This is a genomic window from Leucobacter denitrificans (genome assembly GCF_014396385.1).
Taxonomy (GTDB): Bacteria; Actinomycetota; Actinomycetes; order Actinomycetales; family Microbacteriaceae; genus Leucobacter; species Leucobacter denitrificans.
Genome location: NZ_CP060716.1, coordinates 1,894,372 through 1,916,483 on the forward strand (window position 1 = coordinate 1,894,372; position 22,112 = coordinate 1,916,483).

General features: G+C 55.3%; 13 protein-coding genes. 5 read left to right on the plus strand and 8 right to left on the minus strand.

From position 1 onward, the window contains the following. The first annotated feature begins 339 nt into the window (after positions 1–339). Positions 340–1,740, plus strand: a complete 1,401-nt coding sequence (locus H9L06_RS09205) for an ATP-binding cassette domain-containing protein (RefSeq protein WP_246454350.1) — start codon at positions 340–342, stop codon at positions 1,738–1,740. On the opposite strand, the gene H9L06_RS09210 is transcribed toward H9L06_RS09205, so the two are convergent. From H9L06_RS09210 to H9L06_RS09220, 3 genes are read right to left on the minus strand one after another with little or no spacing between them, the layout of a single operon-like run. Then, the gene (locus H9L06_RS09210; RefSeq protein WP_187554901.1) at positions 1,737–2,846 is read right to left on the minus strand and encodes a glycosyltransferase family 2 protein; all 1,110 of its coding nucleotides are present in this window, start codon (positions 2,844–2,846) and stop codon (positions 1,737–1,739) included. The two genes, H9L06_RS09205 and H9L06_RS09210, sit on opposite strands and share 4 nt — an antisense overlap. A 41-nt stretch (positions 2,847–2,887) precedes the next feature. Continuing rightward, positions 2,888–4,189, minus strand: a complete 1,302-nt coding sequence (locus H9L06_RS09215; RefSeq protein ID WP_187554902.1) for a glycosyltransferase — start codon at positions 4,187–4,189, stop codon at positions 2,888–2,890. Next, positions 4,182–5,336, minus strand: a complete 1,155-nt coding sequence (locus tag H9L06_RS09220) for a glycosyltransferase (RefSeq protein ID WP_187554903.1) — start codon at positions 5,334–5,336, stop codon at positions 4,182–4,184. The genes H9L06_RS09215 and H9L06_RS09220 overlap by 8 nt, the downstream gene beginning before the upstream one ends. A gap of 150 nt (positions 5,337–5,486) precedes the next feature. Between H9L06_RS09220 and H9L06_RS09225 the strand changes: the two genes are divergently transcribed. The 4 genes from H9L06_RS09225 (at position 5,487) to H9L06_RS09240 (ending at position 16,014) form a co-directional block, all read left to right on the plus strand. Continuing rightward, positions 5,487–6,782 (plus strand): nucleotide sugar dehydrogenase, encoded by a 1,296-nt coding sequence (locus tag H9L06_RS09225; RefSeq protein ID WP_187554904.1) that lies wholly within the window; start codon positions 5,487–5,489, stop codon positions 6,780–6,782. A gap of 39 nt (positions 6,783–6,821) precedes the next feature. Continuing rightward, the gene (glf, locus tag H9L06_RS09230; RefSeq protein ID WP_187554905.1) at positions 6,822–7,961 is read left to right on the plus strand and encodes a UDP-galactopyranose mutase; all 1,140 of its coding nucleotides are present in this window, start codon (positions 6,822–6,824) and stop codon (positions 7,959–7,961) included. Positions 7,962–8,283: 322 nt separating this feature from the next. Next, on the plus strand, positions 8,284–10,209 hold the full coding sequence (locus tag H9L06_RS09235; RefSeq protein ID WP_187554906.1) for a CHAP domain-containing protein: 1,926 nt from the start codon (positions 8,284–8,286) through the stop codon (positions 10,207–10,209). Positions 10,210–10,266: 57 nt separating this feature from the next. Next, entirely contained in the window at positions 10,267–16,014 is a 5,748-nt protein-coding gene (locus H9L06_RS09240; protein WP_187554907.1) for a peroxidase family protein, read from the plus strand. A 112-nt stretch (positions 16,015–16,126) separates the two neighbouring features. Here H9L06_RS09240 and H9L06_RS09245 read toward each other — a convergent pair whose 3' ends face one another. The 5 genes from H9L06_RS09245 to H9L06_RS09265 form a co-directional block, all read right to left on the minus strand. Further along, the gene (locus H9L06_RS09245; protein WP_187554908.1) at positions 16,127–18,322 is read right to left on the minus strand and encodes an acyltransferase family protein; all 2,196 of its coding nucleotides are present in this window, start codon (positions 18,320–18,322) and stop codon (positions 16,127–16,129) included. Positions 18,323–18,554: 232 nt separating this feature from the next. Next, positions 18,555–18,782 (minus strand): AbrB/MazE/SpoVT family DNA-binding domain-containing protein, encoded by a 228-nt coding sequence (locus tag H9L06_RS12070; RefSeq protein ID WP_187554909.1) that lies wholly within the window; start codon positions 18,780–18,782, stop codon positions 18,555–18,557. Between the two features lie 103 nt (positions 18,783–18,885). Then, positions 18,886–19,239 (minus strand): hypothetical protein, encoded by a 354-nt coding sequence (locus H9L06_RS09255; protein WP_187554910.1) that lies wholly within the window; start codon positions 19,237–19,239, stop codon positions 18,886–18,888. A gap of 42 nt (positions 19,240–19,281) precedes the next feature. Next, positions 19,282–20,652, minus strand: coding sequence for an O-antigen ligase family protein (locus H9L06_RS09260; RefSeq protein ID WP_187554911.1), 1,371 nt, complete (start codon positions 20,650–20,652; stop codon positions 19,282–19,284). A 91-nt stretch (positions 20,653–20,743) separates the two neighbouring features. Further along, on the minus strand, positions 20,744–21,946 hold the full coding sequence (locus H9L06_RS09265) for a pyridoxal phosphate-dependent aminotransferase (protein WP_187554912.1): 1,203 nt from the start codon (positions 21,944–21,946) through the stop codon (positions 20,744–20,746). Positions 21,947–22,112 lie beyond the last annotated feature (166 nt).

The window sequence follows — 22,112 nt, forward strand, 5'->3', positions numbered from 1 at the left end:
TTTCGCGTACTACCATTTGGTGCGCGCAAGTTCTTCGTAGGATACTCGTTAATAACTGGAGCCTTAGCTCTGCTGGACATAGTCGCGTTGGGTCTAGTACTTCTAACGGTAAATGCGTTAGCTGCAGGGCACGCAGTTAGCCTCCCGCTGCTTGGGGACCTCCCCGAAAGTATGACGGTTTGGGTGGCAGTGGCGGTTGGTGTGCTCTTCATTGTTAAAGGAGTACTAGCAATCGGTCTCCATTGGGTAGCCACTCGTAAATTTGCCAGTTACGAGCTGACTGTAGGTGACAGAATATTTGACCGATATATGAGATCGGACTGGGCAAGAAGATCTCAGATGAGCACTGCAGAAGTGACCCGGCTTGTCGACACTGCAATGGCAAACACCACGATGGGGTTCCTTGTTCCGCTTTCTCAAGTTCCGGTCAACGCGCTTACGTTCGTAGGGGCGCTTTCAGTTCTTGTTGTCTCACAACCGCTTACAGCTTTGACAGCTTTCTTGTATTTGGGTGCCGTCTCGACATTGATGTTCTTTGTGATCACTCCCCAGGCTAGGCGCGCGGGCGATCATAATCGCAAGTTTAGTTACCTTGTAGCGACACTAATCACTGAGATGATAGATGCGTTAAAAGAAGTAACACTTCGAGGTAAATTAGATGACGTCGGTGCGACAATTAGCAGGAACCGGCGTAGAGCTACTCGAGCTCGGGCGAATGTTGCGTTCTTATCTGCGGTACCGAAGTACGTGTTTGAAGCGGCACTGATTGGCGGCTTCCTTGTAGTTGGCGGGGTCGCATACTTGGTTGGTGGGCCTGAAGGGCTTGTAACTGGTCTCACGCTTTTTGCGGCCACAGGATTTAGGATGATGCCTGCGATGAACAGCGTCCAAGCTTCCATCACTCAAGCGTCGTCGAATTCGGTCTATGCCAACGATATAGTCAACGAGCTGCAATTTCCGCTTCGGGAAAGCGTAGAGATAGCCCGTGATGAGTCCAGTCTCCCTTCCAATCCAACTGTATTGAAGCTAAGTGAAGTTTCATTCTCTTACCCGGGCTCCTCTACAAAGGTTCTCGACGGACTCAACCTTGAAATTCCCATTGGCTCGAGCCTGGCACTCGTTGGTCCTTCTGGTGCCGGAAAGTCAACACTGATTGACATTCTCTTGGGACTCAGTATGGCTTCCGGTGGCACGGTCGAACTCGACGGAATGCCGTTAGAGAGTGTTATCTCTCAATGGCGCAGTCGCGTAGGTTATGTCCCTCAGCGAGTGGCTCTATTTGATGCTTCGATTGCCCAGAACGTTGCACTTACGTGGAATGATGATTTTGATTCTTCCAAGGTAGAAGAGGTTCTCGAGCGCGTCAATTTGAGCGATCTCTTGGACCGAGAAGCCGGAATTTATAGGGCGCTCGGTGAGCGAGGAGCTACGGTTTCTGGTGGCCAACAACAACGTATAGGGATCGCTCGGGCTCTGTATTCTGACCCTTTTGTCATGGTGATGGATGAGGCTACAAGCGCTCTCGACACAGCAACTGAGAAGGTCGTAACGGATTCGCTCAATGAGCTTCGAGGAAGTGTTACTTTCATCACAGTGGCACATCGGTTATCGACTATCCGTAACTATGATCAAGTCTGTTATCTGGACAGCGGGAAGATCCTTGCTAAAGGTACCTTCGACGAGGTAGTTGCGGAACTCCCTGAGTTTGAAGCGCAAGCCCGATTGGCTGGCTTAACTTAGGGCTGACGAAAGCGTTTGAGCGTAGCTGGAACGAAGATCAACCGGATTGCGACCCTCAAGCCTCCCGCAGGGTTAAAAATATGCGTTACTCGGTGGGTTAGGAACTTATCGAGAAAGCTACTGATCTTTGAAGTACGGAAAATTGTTCCCAATTCATTGTTCTCGGTAGAGCCAAGTACTCTGGCAGCGCGTGCTTCGTGCGGAGTGAGAAGCCCTAAAGCATTTGGAGACATTCTCAATAGCAGCCACAAAACGTTCCGCGCTGCCTCTCGATCGAGGGGTCCGATTGGCCCAACGGACTCTAAACGATGGCACAGGCGAAGAACCTGAAATTTAATGAGCTTTGCGCAAGCCGCAGTCTTTTGCTGTGGTGAAAGTTCCTTAAACCAATCCATTTGAACTATCCTGGCGACCGGAGCGAGGGCGCTTTCTACGGACAGTGTCCGTCCGGTTACGCGATCAGTTCCATCTTCGTGTACCAAGTAGCCGGATGCATACCGTGAGTATGAAATACTTCTCGTCTGATTCCACAGGTAGAGTCCAAGTTCTATATCTTCGCCGATTGGATAGCCCTCGCTAAACCTTGGCGCTCCAGTAGATTTGAGTACTTCGCGCCGTATCATCACGCCGATCGGTGCGGTTCGATTATTTAGCAAGTCTTTCACTGGATCAAGGTTCTCGAAACGTCGAACTCTTGGTAGGGGCGCCATAATCCGACCTTGTGAAGTGCCCCTTAACTGACCGATTAGCAAATCAGGACTAGACGCAGACTGAAGCTCATTGCAAAATGCGTCGAGTGCACCGATTTCATATTCATCATCGGAATCCAGAAAGGCAATGTATGTTGCAGAGGAAGCGTCAATACCTGCATTTTTGGGACCCGCAGGGGAAAATACTCCGTCACGATGTTCAATGACTTGGAGCCGCTCAAGGTCGAGATCCTTAAGCTTTCTAAGTATACTTTCACGCGGGATATTGTGCGCGATCACTAGCGCTCGAATTCGAGGATTTTTGGCGGAGATGACGCTCAAAACAGAGCGTCGGATAGGTCGTTCAACATTGTGAACGGGGATAATTACATCAAGCGACAAATTCGCAATGCTCAAGTGAACGTTCTCCCTCGCATACTGATCGAAGGCAATCATGCCTAATCGGAGATTGGGCCAGCAAGACCCGCTATATCTTGCGTGAATTTCGAGTAGTTTCTCTCTGCAGACCACTTACTTTCCCAAGCTAGCAAGCTTGCCTTGACGTAATTCGCATAATCTGAATCAGATGATTCCAACAGCGCCTGAATTGCTGAGGCAACTTCTGTGGGACTTGGATCACTACTTAACAATCCAGGAAACATTCCGAGCTTCGTGTTAATTAGTTCGCGAGAGCCGCCGACGTCAGTTGCGATGAGAGGAAGTCCCTGGGCAAGTGCTTCCATCATCGAAACAGGCACCCCCTCAGAAGATGACACATTAATAAAAGCTGTTGCTGGTGTACTGCCGTAAACTGCGCGCAAGTCGGAGTTTGGAATTGCGCCCTTGAAATCAAAGCTCCCGGGCGTAAGCTTTTCCCGCGCGAGAGCAACCACACTGTCCACAGCGCTACCTTCTCCCCACCCGTAGTGGATCCACACAACGTCTGGATGTGATTTCTGGAGGATGGCAAGAGCTTCGATAAGTAGCGGGAGGCGTTTCACGTTACTAATTGCGGAACATGTGACTAGTTGCTTGCTTTGCAAACTAGGATTTCCAGCATTGGTGGCGGCATTTACCCCTAAGTAGCGAGTCTCAATTTGTTTGGCGAAGCGTGGGAACTTTTCCTTCAAATACGCTGTGCCGTCTTCTGATACCGCATAGAGTTTCTTCATATCGGTGATCATTATTCTGCGCTGAGGAAGGTGCCCGTTCAAATGTGCTTCCTCGTAAATGTCGCTACGATGACCCCGAGATATTATCGGAGTGCTTTGGAACTGAATTAGTGATTTGAGTGCGACTGCGACACGGGCCTGAGTGTGGAACCAGTAGCAGTAAATAATCGAGAGTTCTGGGTCGTTGTAATTCTTCGAAAGCGCGCCATTGATATTTTCTGCAAGCATGCTGCAATGAAGGTCAAACATAAGGTCTATGTGCCTGAAGCGCAGCTTCTCCTTGGAGAAAATTGAACGCCTAATTGACAAGAAGAAACGTCCGGGATGCCGCAGTATGAAACTAATGATGTCTCTGAGGTCTGACGCAGTTCGGTAGCGGGCTCCAGGCAAAACCAACTCGACGTTCTCTGGCACCACTCTCGTCTGCGACATTCCAGGCCGATAAGAGAGTGGAGCGATGAGGACCTTAGTGAATCCTTTCGAAAGATAAGTGATCTCGTTTTCGATGAATTCCTCACCAGTTCGGAAAGGAAAATTGCTCGTTAACAACAGGACAATTGATGGCTTCTTTTCAGTATTCTCAGGCAAGTGATTGGCTCTTCTCAACTGCCTGACGATAGGCGTGAATAATAGGCGGCATCTGCTCATCCCAGGAGGGTAGCTGTCTGAGCTCATCCTTGAACTCTTCGATGCTTTCCCTATTGATGCGTGACAACGCGTTCCCCAGCTGTTGCTCTGGGGAACTTAATATCCAATCGTTGGCTCGTTTGCCTAAGTAACGCCTAACCTCGACCAAGTCTGAAGACAGAGACGGTATTTCTGCAGCCAAAGCTTCCATGAATTTATTCGGCGTCGAGAGCTTCCCGGAAAGACTCAAATGCTCAATGAGGCAAAGTCCGACGTCCGCGCCACGTGCGTAGCCAACAACAGACTCAGGCGCTACTGGTGCAAGCCAGTGGATATTGGAGTGTTTGCTTGATGCAGCAACTATGTCGGAACGGTAAGGCCCATCTCCGAGGAACACGACGTGTACTGAAGGGTTCTCAGCGAAGCTCTCCAGAATGACAGGGATACTACGCCCAGCCATTAGGTGCCCAAGATGAATATAAAGCAACTTATCGTCGGGAATACTAAGTAGTGTACGAAGGTCTACACTGCTGCCATCATCTTCTGGAATATTTGTGATCGCGAAAGGACGAGGGATGTCATACTCTGACTCGTACCAATCTGCGATGGACTCGTTCACCACTGAGAACACATCGACGTGACGGATGTATCTCCGTTCGATTGCTTTCGCAATCCGCTGTTTCAAGCCTTTGCTTGCAATACTTTCGGTTTCCAGCTCGTGGGCGTTATAGGCGAAAACAGCACCCGCACGTTTTGCTAGATGGAATGCGAAAGGAAGTAGCCAGACATTGTGTGCCGCAACCGCATCCAACTTCTTATCTCGGTATTTAAACAAGATTGACGGTTGCCAGAGTGCGAATGCAAGTGCCTTCGCGAGCTTGGAACCTCCGAGTGAGCGGCCTATACGAACGAGTTTGACCTCCCCTTGTACGGTTTCTTGAGGGGGAAGGTCTTTGCCACCCATACCTACCGCGTGAGTCTCACTAAAGCATCCCGTTGAATGGATACTCTTAGCAACCTTGCGAACACGCCCTGCGCCAACCAGGGTTGAAGGGTATATGTGCAGGTTCAGCCCCCGGGGATTGAGTGTGTTGCGTGGATCTGCCATTACTCGTTCTCTAAAACATGATTGCCGGAGCATATATCCTGCCCGATTGCAGGATATATTTTAAGATTATCACTGCATTGTGAGTGAGTCCCGGTGGCTCTGTTGGATAGAGTTATGCCTACGATATGTTGGCCCAGGTAAGCTAGTTACGTGAAGATCGCAGTAGTTGCCACAGGCAAAATTGGACTCCCGCTCGCAACTCAATACGCATCGATGGGGCATGAAGTCGTTGGTGTTGACGTTAATGAGGCACTCGTTGCATGCATTAATCGTGGCGAGGAACCGTTTCCTGGTGAGCGCGGATTAGCCGAGAAGCTTGCAGAACAGGTGCCGGCTGGCAAGCTCAGGGCGACCACTGATTACTCCGATGCGATTCCAGGTGCTGACGCGATTGTGATCGTTGTGCCTCTTCTCGTGGATGAGGAGACTTGGGAGCCGGATTTCAAGTGGATGGACGCAGCGACGCGATCATTCGCCGAACACATCACGCCTGGAACGCTTGTGTCATACGAAACCACCTTGCCAGTTGGTACGGTTAGAGGCCGCTGGAAGCCACTCATCGAGGAAGTTTCGGGCCTGACAGAAGGCGAGGACTTTCACGTCGTGTTCTCTCCCGAGCGGGTACTCACCGGTCGCGTCTACGAGGATCTGAAGAAATACCCGAAGCTGGTTGGTGGTCTGAGTGAAGCTGGAACTCAGAAGGCTATTGAGTTCTATGAGTCAGTGCTGACGTTTGACGAGCGAGAGGACCTTCCGCGCCCGAACGGTGTTTGGGACATGGGCACCGCTGAAGCTGCGGAGATGGCGAAGCTCGCGGAGACTACCTACAGGGACGTGAACATCGGTCTCGCGAACCAGTTTGCGCGATTTGCCGACACCGCAGGTATCGATGTGTACAAGGTGATCGAAGCTTGTAACTCCCAGCCGTTCAGCCACATTCATCGCCCTGGAATCGCCGTCGGCGGTCATTGCATTCCTGTATATCCACGTCTCTACCTGTCGACAGATCCGGATGCAGATATTGTGCGCACGGCCCGAAATTACAATGCCACAATGCCGAAGTATGTAGTCGATCGAGTTGAGCAGACAATCGGTGATCTCAGTGGGCAGCGTGTCGTTGTATTGGGCGCCTCATACCGTGGCGGTGTGAAGGAAACCGCGGTCTCTGGCGTGTTCCCAACTGTCGAGGAGCTCAACGCCCGAGGTGCCGTTGTAACTGTGCACGACCCGGTCTTCACCGACGAGGAACTCGCCGGTTATGGTTTCACGGCTCACGCGATTGGTGATCCTGTAGATGTGGCTATCTTGCAGGCTGATCATGCCGACTACCGCGACCTCGGACCGAAGGACTTCCCGGGGATCAAACTGTTTGCTGATGGGCGCAACTACACTGACCCAACGGCCTGGACTGGAGTCCCAAGAATTGTCATTGGCTCAGGTAACTGAGAATTAGGCGTAGCTGAGTCGGCGAATAGACTGGACACCATGGATCTTCTCGTAGTCGGGTCAGGCTTCTTTGGGCTCACCATCGCTGAGCGTGCAGCAAGTGCAGGTAAAAAAGTGGTCGTGATTGACCGCCGGAGTCATATCGGTGGCAACGCATATTCAGAGGCGGAGCCCGAGACGGGTATCGAGATCCACAAATATGGTGCTCACCTATTTCACACATCGAATGAGACCGTGTGGGAGTATGTGAACCGGTTCACGAAGTTCACGAGCTACGTGCACAAGGTCTATTCGCACCACAAGGGAGTCGTCTACCCACTGCCAGTGAACCTTGGCACGATCAACCAGTTCTTCCAAGCCGCATACTCGCCCGAAGAAGCTCGTGCGCTGATCAAAGAACAAGCTGGTGAATTCGATGTGAAGACTGCGCAGAACTTCGAGGAGAAAGGCATCGCTCTCGTCGGTCGCCCGCTCTTCGAAGCATTCTTCCGTGACTACACGGCGAAGCAGTGGCAGACCGATGCGAAGAAGCTTTCGGGCGACATCGTGAGTCGACTACCGGTTCGCTACACCTATGACAACCGGTACTTCAATGACAAGTACGAGGGTCTGCCCGTTGACGGATACACCGCCTGGCTCGAAAAGATGGCTGACCACCCGAACATTGAAGTGCGCCTGAACACCGACTTCTTCGATGAGTCGCAACCCTTAAATAAGAAGGCTGTCGTTGGCAAGACCCCGGTTGTTTATACCGGCCCGGTCGATCGTTACTTCGACTATGCGGAGGGTGAACTCGGCTGGCGCACACTCGACTTCGAGCAAGAGGTCGTGCCTGTCGGGGACTACCAAGGCACCTCAGTGATGAACTACCCAGATGCGAATTTCGAGTACACTCGCATTCACGAGTTCCGCCACTTTCACCCAGAGCGCGAGTACCCGAACGATAAGACGGTCATCATGCGAGAGTTCTCACGCTTCGCTGATAAAGATGATGAGCCGTATTATCCAGTAAATACCCCGGATGACCGTGAACGTCTTTTGAAGTATCGTGCGCTCACTGAGCAGGAGCCGAAGGTGCTTTTCGGGGGTCGACTAGGCACCTACCAGTACTTGGATATGCACATGGCCATCGGTTCTGCGTTATCAATGTGGAACAACAAGCTCAACGAGTCTCTTTAACTCAACCGCAGCAAATCAATCTGCGCGTGGCCTCATATGAGACCACGGGCAGATTGATGCTGTACTCATAAGTTACGTATTTTTCCCTGACTGAATTTTTGACACACGCCCCTAGGCTCCATATCAGACAAATTTTATTACTTGCTGAATCTGAGCGCGTGTCGTCAAAGGGGATGATATGTATTCGACGGGGGATCTATGGTGGCGGAATGCCACGCGATATCCCCTAGCTGCCCTCATCATCACGGCATCATTGCTCCTGGCTATGTCGGGCTTGAGTCCCGCCGTTTCTTACGAACCCGACGAAACACCCGTTCACTCGGTGGCTGAAGTCGTCGTAGCGCCGTCTCCAGAGAATCTTGAAGGGGTTGTCGAGGTTGAGAAGAGTGGCGATGAGGTAATTCCGAGAACCCTTGAAGTTCAACCCGCAATTGCGACACTAGACGACGACCCTCTTGAGGGAACGGCGGAGCCGACGCCTGGTGAGCCACCGGAAGTTCCCTCGGAACCAATCACTGCAGAAGTGGATCCGCCAGAGACGCCTCCTCCTGACTCAGATACTGAGATCGTGGAACAAGAGGAGCCTCTGGATGAGGAAGTTCCGAATATTCCGGAGGGAGGGGAAGCGCCGGTTCCGCAGGACAAGGACCCGCCGGTCGCAGAGCCCGATCCAAACGCGCCAGCGCCAGAACCCACGCCAGCGCCAGAACCCACTCCAACTCCATCACCAACACCCACCCCGCAGCCCGAGCCGAAACCGACTCCCGAGCCGATTCCGGCACCAAAGACTCCTAGTCCGACCTCACCGACGAACAAGTACCCGTCGAATCCGCAACCTGGATCACACGGCCAAATCTGGCTCCAGGGCGCTCCAGCTCCGACGGGCGGTCTCATCGGGGATGACTACCCAACCAAGTACAAGGTGCTCCCTTATTCCCCGATTGTCTGGGATGAATGGGGCTTCGCCCACCGTCAGTGCACCTCATTTGTAGCGTGGCGCCTGCAGCAGGTAAATAAGGTTCCCTTCTCGAATTGGTCGCTTGGCGTTGCCCGATGGGGAAACGCCGGCGAGTGGGGCGATTCCGCTCGAAGGGCCGGTATTCGAGTAGACACGACGCCAGCCATCGGCGCGGTAGCGTACAGCACGCCGTATCACGCGGGTGCCTCACCATTCGGCCATGTGGCATGGGTTGCGCAGGTGCTCGATGATGGCCGCATCGTCGTTGAAGAGTACAACTACGGCTCACCCGCGGGCCACTATTACGCACGAGTCGTACCAAAAGAAACGTTCACCGGATACATTCATATCCGCGACCTTGCTGCCGCTCCTCAGCTTCCGAAGCCTCAGCTAGCATCGGTATCCACCTCGGCGCCCGCACCAGTCCCAGCGTTGGTAACGACTCGAGGACTCACCACAGCGGCTGCATGGCTCACCGAATCCGAACTTGCTCGGTCGCTCGGGCTCAAGGTCGAGCCAGACAAGCGGGAAACGCAGGGGGATAACGAAGCGCAAGAAGAGTTGCAACGACAGAACATTGAGGACTTGCCGTTGCCATTGCAGTTATTAACTGAATCTGAGGCGGTTCGATCAGCAGCGAACCTGTGGTTCGCCATATTGGCAGTCACCATGCCAATCAATACACTCATTGGGTCGCGTGCCCCTCTGTATGCAGATCTTCGACGAGAGATCTTTCTCACCACTCCACGCCTCTGGGTGCTGAGCTTTTACTCGCGACTTCTTAGACCCTCAGATTTAGTGCTGTTGACCGGTCCGCCTCTCGAGGCATCCGGCTCGCTGCTCGCTGCACAGCACATTGAAACGTATCCGGTGGCGCTGGGCCAACCGGTTCGAAATGGAAAGGGGGACATCATGAGAAGCAAGCGCTATGTAGCGGCAGCAATGACGCTGTGCGCATTAGCGATGCTCACGGCGTGTAGCGACGCTGGAGTATCGGGCTTCGAATCGATTGATGAATTAAAAGAGGCATACGTTAATGCGGGTGCCCAGTGCGACGAGTGGCAACTTGGAACACAATCAGGCAGTTGGAGCGCGTTCGGTAACTGCGACGTTACCGGTGCCACGTTGTCAATTTATGACAGCACTGACGACCGGGACAGCATGATCGAACAGCTCCAAGGCGGTACAAGCCTGCACTCGCAGGCGTTAGTGGGATCGAACTGGATCATCACAACCGACACCGATACGTCCATCGCTGAAGAGATGGGTGCCGATGTCGTTGAGCTCTAATTCTTTTCCAGATTTTCACTCACAAAGTCATGACGAAAGCAATGGAGGTTTCGGATCATGAAACAAGAATCACCGCATCGACGGCCTGTTAAAAGGGTCGTCGGTGTACTACTCGGGGCGCTACTTGCGATTCCGATGTATGGAGTAGCAGTCACCCCGGCTGTTGCTGCCACGGATGAAAATCCATCGTTCTATTTGAATGCGAACGATCTCGATTTCATCCTCCGCCAGATCCAGATTTCAGAAGCGCACGCGGCAGGGGGACAACTGCTGTGCCCGACGCCGACGGATAAGTCGGGCAAGTGTGTTGCGAGTCCGAAGCTTCCTCACGGACTTCGTACAGTCGATGGTTCATTCAACAACCTCACCGAGGGACGCAGTCTCTGGGGGGCGTCAGATCAACCTTTCCCGACGATTCTCGAACCCTACTTCCGGCAAGCAGACCCCGCTCTCACCGCACCGGGTGCGCCTCCCGCAGGTAACACTGATATGTGTGAACCGGGACTTACCTGCTACGCGCAGTGGGAACCAGGGCACATTGTCTACGATTCGACTCCGAGAATTATCTCGAACCTTATCGTTGACCAGTCCACGAACAACCCAGCGGCAGTGAACGCAGCCTCGCACCTGCCAGGTTCGGAGATCAGGCCTGATGGCACGATCCACCTGCCAAACATGGCGTCGGACGAAGGTTTGTCAGCGCCGACAAATGCCTTCTTCACCTTCTTCGGCCAGTTCTTCGATCACGGTCTTGACCTGGTCGACAAGGGCGGAAATGGAACTCTCATTGTTCCGTTGCAAGAAGATGATCCGATACGTGACCACCCTGATTTCAACCCTCAGGCACCGTATCTGGTCTTGACGCGCGCAACTCGGCAGCCTGGGCCTGACGGTGTGCTTGGAACGAACGATGACACCCATAACAATGAGACGACACCGTTTGTTGATCAAAACCAAACATATACCTCGCACCCCTCGCACCAAGTGTTCCTGCGTAAGTACGAGATTGCAGAAGGGGCACCGATTGACACTGGTGAGTTGCTTGATGCCCCTTCAGGCGGCCTTGTTACTTGGACGGACATCAAGAATCAAGCACGAGATGTGCTTGGAATTGAACTGACAGACAAGCGGGCGCTTGATGTGCCGCAGGTAGTAACCGACCCTTACGGTAACTTCATCCCAGGCCCTAACGGTTTCCCCTTGGTGGTGACCGATAACGGCGGTGAGCCGCTGAACGTCGAGGGTAACCTCGGGACTCCAGTCAATGCAGATCTTGCCCTGACAACCGGTCACGCGTTCCTCGAAGATATCGCGCACGGCGCCACCCCGGTGGTAGTCGGAGGCGAGTTGATGCCGCGATTCGATGAGGAGGGCAATCCTGTACTTGATGACAGTGGAAATCCTGTTCTGAGCGGGTATGACAATGTCTCGCTCGGTGCACACTTCGTTACAGGTGACGGTCGAGGCAATGAAAACATTGGTCTCTCGACAGTGCACCATGTGTTCCACGCAGAGCACAACCGAATGGTCGGCTCGGTAATGGAAACGCTTGATGCGAACCCTGAACTGAAAAAGGCGTATCAGGGGCTCGAACACGCATGGCCGAATGAAAGGCCGGAGGATGTGCTGCCCGGGCCAGAAGCAGATGACTGGAATTACCCACAACGCGTATTCCAGGCGGCACGATTCGCAACTGAGATGCAGTACCAGCACCTCGTGTTCGAGGAGTTCGCGCGCACGGTTCAGCCATCGATTGACGCAGTCGTGTTCAATGAGAACTCGTACAACGCGAACATCGATCCTTCGATTACGGCAGAGTTTGCACACGTTGTGTATCGTTTCGGACACTCGATGCTCACTGACGAAATTGAGCGGAGTGGATTCGATACCACAAAAGTTGAACTGCTCGAGGGGTTCTTGAACCCCGCGGCCTATACCGACAACGGCAGACTAAGTGCAGAACAAGCTGCCGGTTCAATCGTTAACGGTACAGTTCGACAGCAGAGTTCGCAGATCGATGAGTTCGTAGTAGGTACCCTGCGCAATAACCTGCTGGGGCTTCCACTCGATCTCCCGACGATTAACATGCTGCGTGCACGCGATGCCGGTGTACCGCCCCTGCAAGAGGCGCGTCAGACATTCTTTGACGCCACCGGTGACCCGATGCTGCGACCGTATGCAAACTGGGTCGACTTCGGCGACAGCTTGAAGAACGGTAATATCTTCGGGCGTGATGCTACGAATGCCTCACTTGTGAACTTCGTTGCAGCCTATGGCACGCACGAGTCAATCCTCGCGGAGACCACGATTGATGGAAAGCGCGAAGCAGCTTCGCTTCTCGTTAATGGTACTCCGCTAGGTGACGAAGCATTCATTTCTCGCCTTGCAGGTGGAACTGCTTTCGATACTGCAGTGCTTATCTCGGAGTCGAACTTCTCGCCAAATGTGCCAGTCGTGTACCTGACAACAAACGAGAATTTCCCAGACGCACTTGCCGCAGGGCCTCTTGCGGCTGCAGGGCCTGGCCCACTGCTGCTGACGGGAAAGAGTGTTACGCCTACGGTTACGATCAACGAGTTGATACGACTCAATCCAGCAAAGATCGTGGTGCTCGGCGGTGAGCTTGCCGTCAGACCTTCGGTGGTAGATCAGCTTGAGAGGGCAGATATTGCTCCGGTTGAACGTATGGGTGGAACAACGCTGTATGACACTGCAGTGCTAATCAGTCAACAGCTGATTACGGCTGATGGCGGTGCCGACACAGTGTACGTGGCGACAGGGGAGAACTTCCCAGATGCGCTTGCCGCATCAACAGTTGCCGCAAGGGATGGCGATCCTATCTTGCTCACGAGGAAGGGGCAGCTCCCTCCAGTTACAAGGGCTGAGTTGGAGCGACTTGACCCAGATCGGGTCATCGTGCTCGGAGGAACATCTGCAGTTACGGCCGGTGTGTTCAACGCAATTGTGTCTGCGGTTCCTGGCGCAACTGTGGAACGTGTTTGGGGTCAAACTCAGTACGACACTGCGGCTGAAATCAGTTCAGTTTCGTACCCTGCTGGACATGGAGGAACACTCTATATCACCACAGGTGGAAACTTCCTAGATGGTCTAGCAGTCGGACCCGTCGGTGGACTCAATGACCGACCAGTGTTGCTCGTGCCGCACGGGAACACAACTGGGGTCACTTCGATTCCTGCTTCAGTTATGGCAGAGATTGAACGGCTCCAACCAGACCACATTGTGGTGCTCGGTGGCCCGCTGGCGGTGAATCCTGATGTGGACATCCAGCTCGGAGCCTTTGCGCCGCCGATCCCAACGGAAGTTCCAGAAGATCGCGTGGAGTACATGCTCTCGACTGGCGCCTACACAAATGTGGACGGTAAGACGGTCACAGGCCTTGAGAATGTGGACTTCTGGACCGGTGGTCTCGCTGAACGAGTGAATCCATTCGGCGGGTTGCTCGGCTCATCGTTCAACTTCGTCTTCGAGGAACAACTCGAAGCGTTGCAGTTCGGTGACCGGTTCTACTACCTGTTCCGCAATCAAGGTAACCAGCTGTTTGCAGCTCTCGAAGCGAACTCGTTCTCGTCTCTCATCGAGCGAAATACAGACGCCTCGGAGCTTCCCGCGAATATCTTCTCCATACAGGATCCGGTGATCTCGCTCGCCAATGTGCAGCAACCCTATCCGGGAACGCTGCGGCAAGACCCAGACGATACATGGCGCTGGGTTGGTGACGAGCACATCGAGATCCACGGCACTTCAGGTGATGATCGCATCAGAACCGATGAGGGCGATGATTCCGTCTCAGGTAAGGGTGGAAACGACATAATCGAAGGAGGTTCGGGCAACGACGTGCTCGCTGGCGGAGAGGGTAACGACGTGCTCACCGACACCTTCGGTGATGACGTGCTCAAGGGTCAGTGGGGTAATGATGTTCTTCACTCCGGCCCGGGCTTCGATATCGTGCACGGCGGACCAGGGCATGACTACCTGGTCAACGGCGGCGACACCGACAACATGTTCGCGGGCGACGGCAACGACGTCATCCTCGGCAGTACGGGTCGCATCGTCGCAGCGTTTGGTGGCGAGCAGAATGACTGGCTCGAAGGTAGCCGCCATGCCGACCTCTTGCAGGGCGACAACGGCGACCAATTCCAAGCTGACGTGATCGGCGGCGACGATGTCGTCATTGGTCGCGGTGGTGACGATGACATCGAAGGTGAAGGTGGTGACGACATTCTCGTCGCCGAAGTCTTCGGTACCGACCGTCACCTTGGCAACATGGGTTGGGATTGGGTCACATACTACGGAGAGACGCAGGATGTTGACGCCGACTTCCTCTTCACTCTGCTGCAACGCCCAGACGTGAATGCCGTTCGTGATCGGTTCGATCAACTCGAGGGGCTTTCCGGTGGATCGGGAGACGATGTACTTCGTGGACCGAACCGCGCAGTTGAAGGTGAGTTCGCTGGAGACGAGGAGTACCTCCACAAGATGACAGAGGACACTCTGGACCTTGTCGATGGTCTCCGAGAGATGCTCTACCCAGATGGCATGAACTTCGGACAGCAGTTCATGCGAGAAGGGCCCATCGCAGATTCGGATGGCTTCCCAAGCATCGTCATTGGCGGTGAAGGAAGCGACCTGATCGAGGGTAGATTCGGCAACGATTACCTTGATGGTGACGCGTACCTCGCGGTACAGCTCGCACTGGTCGACGCTGAGGGCAATGTGCTCGAAGCTCACGACAGCGCAAGTGCATACCAAGCGCGGATGCTCGCAGGAGAAATCGACCCGGGCAATCTCCAGATAATTCGGGAAATCCGCTACGACGATCCAGCAAGCGGTGCGATCGATGTGTCAGAGTATGCGGATGTGCAAAGTGCCTACACGGTCACGTACATCAAAGATAGCTACTGGCAGGTTGAGCACACCGGTGCAGTCGAGGCTGAGGAATCGAGTGGTATTGACATCATCAATAACATCGAACGACTTCAGTTCCTTGACAGCTGCGTGATCCTGGATTCGGAGAACGGAACGATGGCACCGTGCGAACCTGTCGGTGAGATTGTGCTGACCTTCGAGGATCCACTCAATGAGGGCACGAATGTTGTTGCCGAACTGCTCGACAACGAGGGCAACGCCTTCGACCTGAGTGAGGCAACGAATGTTCGGTACACCTGGTTCGGTGGTGAAGGTGGCTCGCCCGCTGAGATCACCGAGATTGAAGAACTGACAATCGGTGGCGTCGCCCCGGACCCGGGTACTCCAAACATGAGTACATACGTTCCGACCGACGATGCCGTAGAGCAGTACTTGCAGGTGAACGTGAAGTTCGAGATCGACGGCACGCTCTACACCGTAGTGTCGCCGTGGACCACGCTCGCTGTGGTGAACGTGAATGATCCGGGAGTACCGCCGGCAATTGTTGGGCCTCTCGAGGTCGGATCGACACTCGCCGTCACCGTTCCTCAAGATGAGGACGGGATCGAAGATGTCGTATTCACCTACACATGGCAGAGTGCGGCAACAGTCGATGCTGCTGACGGTGACTGGGTAACGATTCAAGGTCCGGGTTCAAACCCGACTGGAGACACCGCCTACCTGGTCGCTGCCGCGGATGGAGATCGCTTCATCAGGGTCCAGATCACCTACACGGACAATTTGGGAGGGGATGAGACGGTAGTGACTGTGCCGGTCGGTCCGGTGCCGGCAGCCGCTCCAGCTGCCGCTCTGGTAGCGCCGGGAATTCAAGGAGATGAATCCTTAATTCCTGAGGCGGAGCCGCCAGTAACGCCATAATATCCACTGAGAAAAGGAGGAGAAGTGGAGTGGGTCGGTGCGAGCACCGGCCCACTCCACTTCTAGTTACCCGCGATTATCATGAGCAGACAATCTGCAACTTGTATGCGCCCTACATCTCCGCTGCAACGGGTTCGCTGAGGTCTATTGAAAGCGTCACTGAAAGCTCTCGCTGGAGGATTGGTGCGAGGGATCTGGCAAAACTTGCTGACACATGGTCGGCGTCGTAGAACACGGGAACGGCGCCGATGACTCCCGAGCACTCGTTGTCAAGACAGAAGTAGCGAGTGAGATCGATTGAGGTGATTTGCGGATCCGCGACCAAGGCGAGTGCTTCGACCATGGGATCAACATGGAGCACCTCCGATTGCGGCGCCACGCAGCCTCGTGGTTTCTCGCCCATGAGCAACACACAGTCGGCGCCGAGTTTCTCACCGGCAGTTGGTACATCTCGTATGACTACCACCCGAGCTCCAGCGTCAGACCACGCTTTGAGGCTGACTGCCATTCCATCTGCCAGTTGCTCAGATTGAGGTCGTCCCGATCCATCTTCAACGACTTCTGTTGAGGCGAAGTTCGAAACGATGACGAGATCTGGCTCATTCTTGAGTACCCGAGCCGACGCCTCCTCGATCCATTCAAGACACGCATTCTGCTTCGCCTCCGTGGTTTCAGCCCCGAACGCTTGCACCATAGGCACGGGCACACTTGGACAACCGCCCTGCATCGTCGTATGAAGCTCCCACTCATTTGCGCGGGCGATATCAAAGATGGGGGCTCGCCAGTGCTCCGCATGCGAATCACCGATGAGCCACACTCGATACGGGTCGCTTATTGATGCATCATTCTTGAAGTTGCACTCCACGTATGATGGCTTACCGTTTGCCAGGATCTGACGATCCTCTGGGGCGGTTTGGCATTCGGGCGCACTAGCACGCCAAGGCGCTTCAGATTCGGCACCCGCGGGGAAAAGCGCAGGCCCAAACGGATCTTCGCAGGTATTGCCTGATTTGAGGGCCGCGGCACCAAAACATCCGGATCCGATTGCGGCCTCAATGCGCGCTGTTTCACGAGCATGTATTACACCTGCCCCGGCAATTGCGCCCGCAGAGAGTGCTGCGACCACGCCAACGGATGCAAGCGTCGCGAGCAACGTTCTCCGCGGACGAGCTTGTGCAAATAGTTTTGTGCGACCCGGATCCTCCACGAAATGTTTGGTCAGCGCTGCGAGCAGAAAACTTAGCGCGAGCATACCGAGACGATCCACCAGACGCACCTCGCGGGCCAGCGCGAATGGAACGATGACTATCACCGGCCAATGCCAGAGATAGAGCGAGTACGAAATATCACCGACGTACTGCACAGGCTTCCAAGCCAACAGCTTCGCGGGACTCCAGCGCGGAGTCTCGGGTCCCGCGACGATCACGAGCGCCGTGCCAGCGACCGGAAGCAGCGCCCATGGTCCGGGGAATGCGGTCGCATCGTTAAAACGAAGCGCGGACCAAAAGATCATCGCGTATCCGGCGAGTTGAGCTATGCCTCGCAGTGTGGCCACGGGTCGGCGCTGGTACCATCCTGCGATTGCTGGTGCCACGACGGCGATGCCCGCACCAATCATGAACTCCCAAACGCGGCCAAACGTATTGAAATATGCGGCCGCTCGGTTGGCGTCGGTTTGCCACACTGAAAAGGCGAATGAAAGCACCGCAAAAATTGTGATCGCAAGAAGTATCGCCTTTGACCGCTCAGTCCGGAGTCCAAGAATACGGCGTGCTAAGAGCGTGCTGAGAACTACTAAAGTGAGTGGCCAGAGTAGATAGAACTGTTCCTCGACTGAAAGCGACCAGTAATGCTGGGCTGGGGTGGCAGCCTGACCTCGGTCAGAATAGTTCACTGACGAAGCAGTGAGGAGCCAATTCTCGAAATACGCCGCAGAAGCAAAAATCTCTTTGGCAATACGGGACCATCGCTCTGCAGGAATCCATATGAGCGTCGCCACTAGGGTGAGTGCCCCCACGAGCAGCGCGGCTGGCAGCAATCTCCTTGCTCTCCGCGCATAAAACTTAGGAAGAGATACTGTGTTTGTGCGGCGAAGCTCGCTGAGCAAATGAGCCGTGATGAGGAAACCTGAGATGACGAAGAACACGTCGACCCCGACGAAACCGCCACTGAGCCTCATCGGCCAGATATGGTTGAGTACCACCAGCAGAACCGCAATCGCGCGGAGCGCTTGGATGTCGGCGCGGAAAGGCTTGCGCTTGTTTGATTGGCCTGTGGAATCCACCTGATTCTGAGGAGAATTCGTCATAGTCACCCGGTATAACTTACCAGCACGGAGTTCCTTCTGTTACGAAGGGTAATTCAGAGATTCAGCTCGGTAACCACCGTTCGAGTCGCAGATGACCTTTACATTGGCTGCCTGATTCGTGCGCGGGAGATTTAGGTCGACTCTCATCACGGAAAGAGATAAAAAACAATGTTACTTAATGTGCACTTGTGGATCATTGTCGAGAAACAACGATCCACAAGTGGCAGATGAGTCAGCTTGTTTGCGAGGAATGTTCGTCATCGAGCGTTTTCGCTCGCCGGTTTGGGTCATACAAAAGTCCGGCCAGGTCCATCACATTGTGTGTTCGTGGCAAAACTCGGTACTCACCGTTCACAAGCCGGACAAACGTTACCTTGGAACCTGCCGCGAGACCGAGGTCAGCCCGCATCTCGTTCGGGACCGTGAGCCGACCTCTGCTCGTCATAGTTACCGTGAACATACTGAGCCCCTTCTCCTCGCCCGTATCTTATATTCACGTCAAAGTAAGGAGTCAAGCACCGATTCTGGGCAGAGCGCGCACGCTACGAAACGCTCGCGGCCGGTTAGAGGTCTAGCCGATCCGCCGACCGCCACACGGCGACCGTGAGCTCGGGCACCGACTCTGCGATCTCACGGAGCAGCTCGAACTCAACGCGATCGGCGTTCGCGCGATGCACATCTGCGTCGGCGCTTCCCGAGCTAGCCGCCAGTCGAGCGAGTTCGTACTCGGCGAGCTGCCCACGCTCCTCAAGCATCTCGTCACGGAGGGTGAGCACGACGAGCTCGTCGACCTGGGGAACGAGGTCGTAAGCAACCGAAGGATCTTCACCCATGCGCACCCGATGCTCGAGGAAGGTATCGCGCTCGAGCTGAGCGTCGGCCCGCAATTTAATCAGGCGCTCTGTGGTGAGATTCACACTCTCAGGGTACCAACCCAATTCGTGAGCGTCGGTTCGAACTCACACGTGGGAGCTATCGGTCTCGCGCACAATCGGCACCTTGCGCCACGGCACCTTGCGCGGCTCAGCATCGTGAGACGGCAGCTGAAAATCGAACCGTGACTTCACGGCAAGAATGATGAGCAGCAGCCAACCGCTCTCGATCAATATGCGGCTCTCCGCGAGCGACTGAATGACCAGGGCGACCATGAGGAGGAACGGCCAAATCGCACTCGTAGCATAGGGGAGGGCGGGGCCGAAGCCGCGACGCGGCTGATCCACCGCGCGAAACCACACACGCAACAGCGTAAGCACCACGAGCGGCGCGAACACGAGCACCCCAACGATGCCGAGCTGCAACCACACATCAAGCCACGCATTGTGCGCACTCATGACCTGAATGCCGCCCTGCTGATCGAGTGACTCGAACGGCTCGACCCACGGCGCCCAATAGCTCACCCAGCCCCAACCGAACCACGGCCGCTGCTGCGCGAGCTCGATGACCTTCTCCCACGTCTCGAGACGGCCCGTCATGTCGCTGCTCTTGCCGAGCAAGCCAAACACGAAGCCGCGCGCGAACAGCACCGTCGCCGTGATCGCAGCGATGAGGGCCGCGCCCGTGATGTAAACCGGCAGGCGCCGCTCGGGGCCAATGCGTCTCGCCCAAATGACGAACGCGAGAGCGACGGTCACCGCCGCGAGTGCGACCGTCACCGTTGCGGATCGCGTCAGCGCAAGCGTCAGTACTGCCATCGCAACCCAGAACCACCCTGTGAGCCGCGAGACGAGCCCCGCGCGGAGTTGGACCACGAACACGATGAGCGCGATGAGCCCCACAAATCCGAAGAGCGTGGACGAGCCGAGCAGGCCCTGGATCGGGCCACCCTCGAAGAGGAGATCGCGACTCCAATAGAGGAGCTTCGGGGTCTTGCCCTCGGGCACCTCCTGCCACCAGGGGAGGAGCGGTTCTCGGATAAACAGCGAGACCCAGAGCTCGAACGCGAACGAAAGACCGATCACGTACCTGAGCGCGCTGCTCAGCGTTCGGAGCATCTCGTGCCACGTGAGAATGAACGCGAGCACCACCGCGAGTACCGTCGTTGCGATCTGGGCGAGGTTGCCAAGCACACTTTCGAAGCGGTACTGCGACCAGAAGGTCGACAGGAGCGCGAGGATTAAAAACCAGTAGATCGGCGAAGGAAGTCGGTACCAGCGGAAGCGCTCTGGCTTGAGCTTGAGGAACATCACGACGCCCGTAGCGACGAGAGCTACTGCGCAAATAAGGAACCCAGTCCAGTCGAGCAGGTTGCGTACAGCGTTCGTCGAGATCATAAAGACGAAAGCAATGATCGCGTACGCGCCAACGCCAAGCCTGGTCTTGCTATTCGCCATACCTGCAATGGTAGAGCACCGCATATACAACGGCCGGTCGCCTTTCGAGTGAAGACGACCGGCCGTGAAGCTCTTGCTTGCGAGTGGCTGGCTACTCGGCGAGGAGTTGCTGGATGCGGCGGATACCCTCTACGAGTGCCTCGTCGCCGAGCGCGTAGCTGAAGCGCAGGTACCCCGAGGGGCCGAAGGCCTCACCAGGAACCGCTGCAACCTCGGCCTTCGAGAGGATGAGGTCTGCGAGTTCGAGAGAGGTCGTCGGGGTGACGCCGTGAATCTCGCGGCCAAGCGCACCCGTCACATCGACGTAGGCGTAGAACGCGCCCTCGGGTGTCGGGCAGTTGAAGCCAGGCACCTTATTGAGCTCTGCAACAATGAGGCTGCGTCGGCGATCAAACGCCTGGCGGAACTCCTCGACCGGCTCCTGCGGGCCGTCGAGAGCTGCCGCCGCCGCGATCTGCGCAATGTTGTTGATGTTCGAGGTCATGTGCGACTGCAGGTTTGCGACGCCCTTCACGATGTCTGCAGGGGCGATGAGCCAACCGATGCGCCAGCCGGTCATCGCGTATGTTTTCGCGACACCGTTGACGAGGATCGTGTTATTTGCGAGCTCGGGAACTGCTTCGACGATCGAGAGTGCGCGCACGCCGTCGTAGGTGAGGTTCTGGTAAATCTCATCGCTCACGACGAGCAGGTCGTGCTTGAGCGCCCACTCACCAATCGCCTTCGTCTCGGACGGGGAGTACACAGCCCCCGTCGGGTTAGAAGGGGAGCAGAAGAGCAGCGCCTTCGTGCGGTCGGTACGAGCAGCCTCGAGCTGTTCGACGGTGACCTTGTATCCCTGATCCGCCCCCGCGAAGACCTCTACTGCTTTGCCGTCGGCGAGCATGATTTCTTCTGAATAGCTCGTCCAGTAAGGAGCGGGGAGGATGACCTCATCGCCCGGGTCGAGGATCGCCTGGAATGCCGAGTACACGGCGTGCTTGCCGCCGTTCGTGACAACTACCTGGCTGGCATCGATGTCGAGGCCTGAATCGCGCTTCGTCTTGCGCACAATAGCTTCGCGGAGCACCGGCAACCCGACAGCGGGGGTGTACCGGAAATTCTTGGGGTCGTCGAGTGCCGCCCGGGCCGCGTCGACAACGTGTGCCGGTGTCGCAAAGTCGGGCTCGCCGGCCGCATAGCTAATGACCGGTCGACCATCGGCCTGGAGTGCCTTTGCCTTCGCATCAACCTTCAAGGTTGCCGACTCGGCGATAGCTGAAATCTTCTTCGAAAGGCGCGTATTTGTGCTCACACGAAATAGCCTACTCCGCCCGCGTGCCGCACTCTATCCCCTGCCGAATCCGCTCGGTGATCGGAGGGCCAAATACCCTCCGATGGAGGGAGGAGAATTTTTGGTTTAATTTTTGTCCATATTAGGGTTTGCTCTCGTTGTTGCGCGGATTCATAGAGTCCGCGTC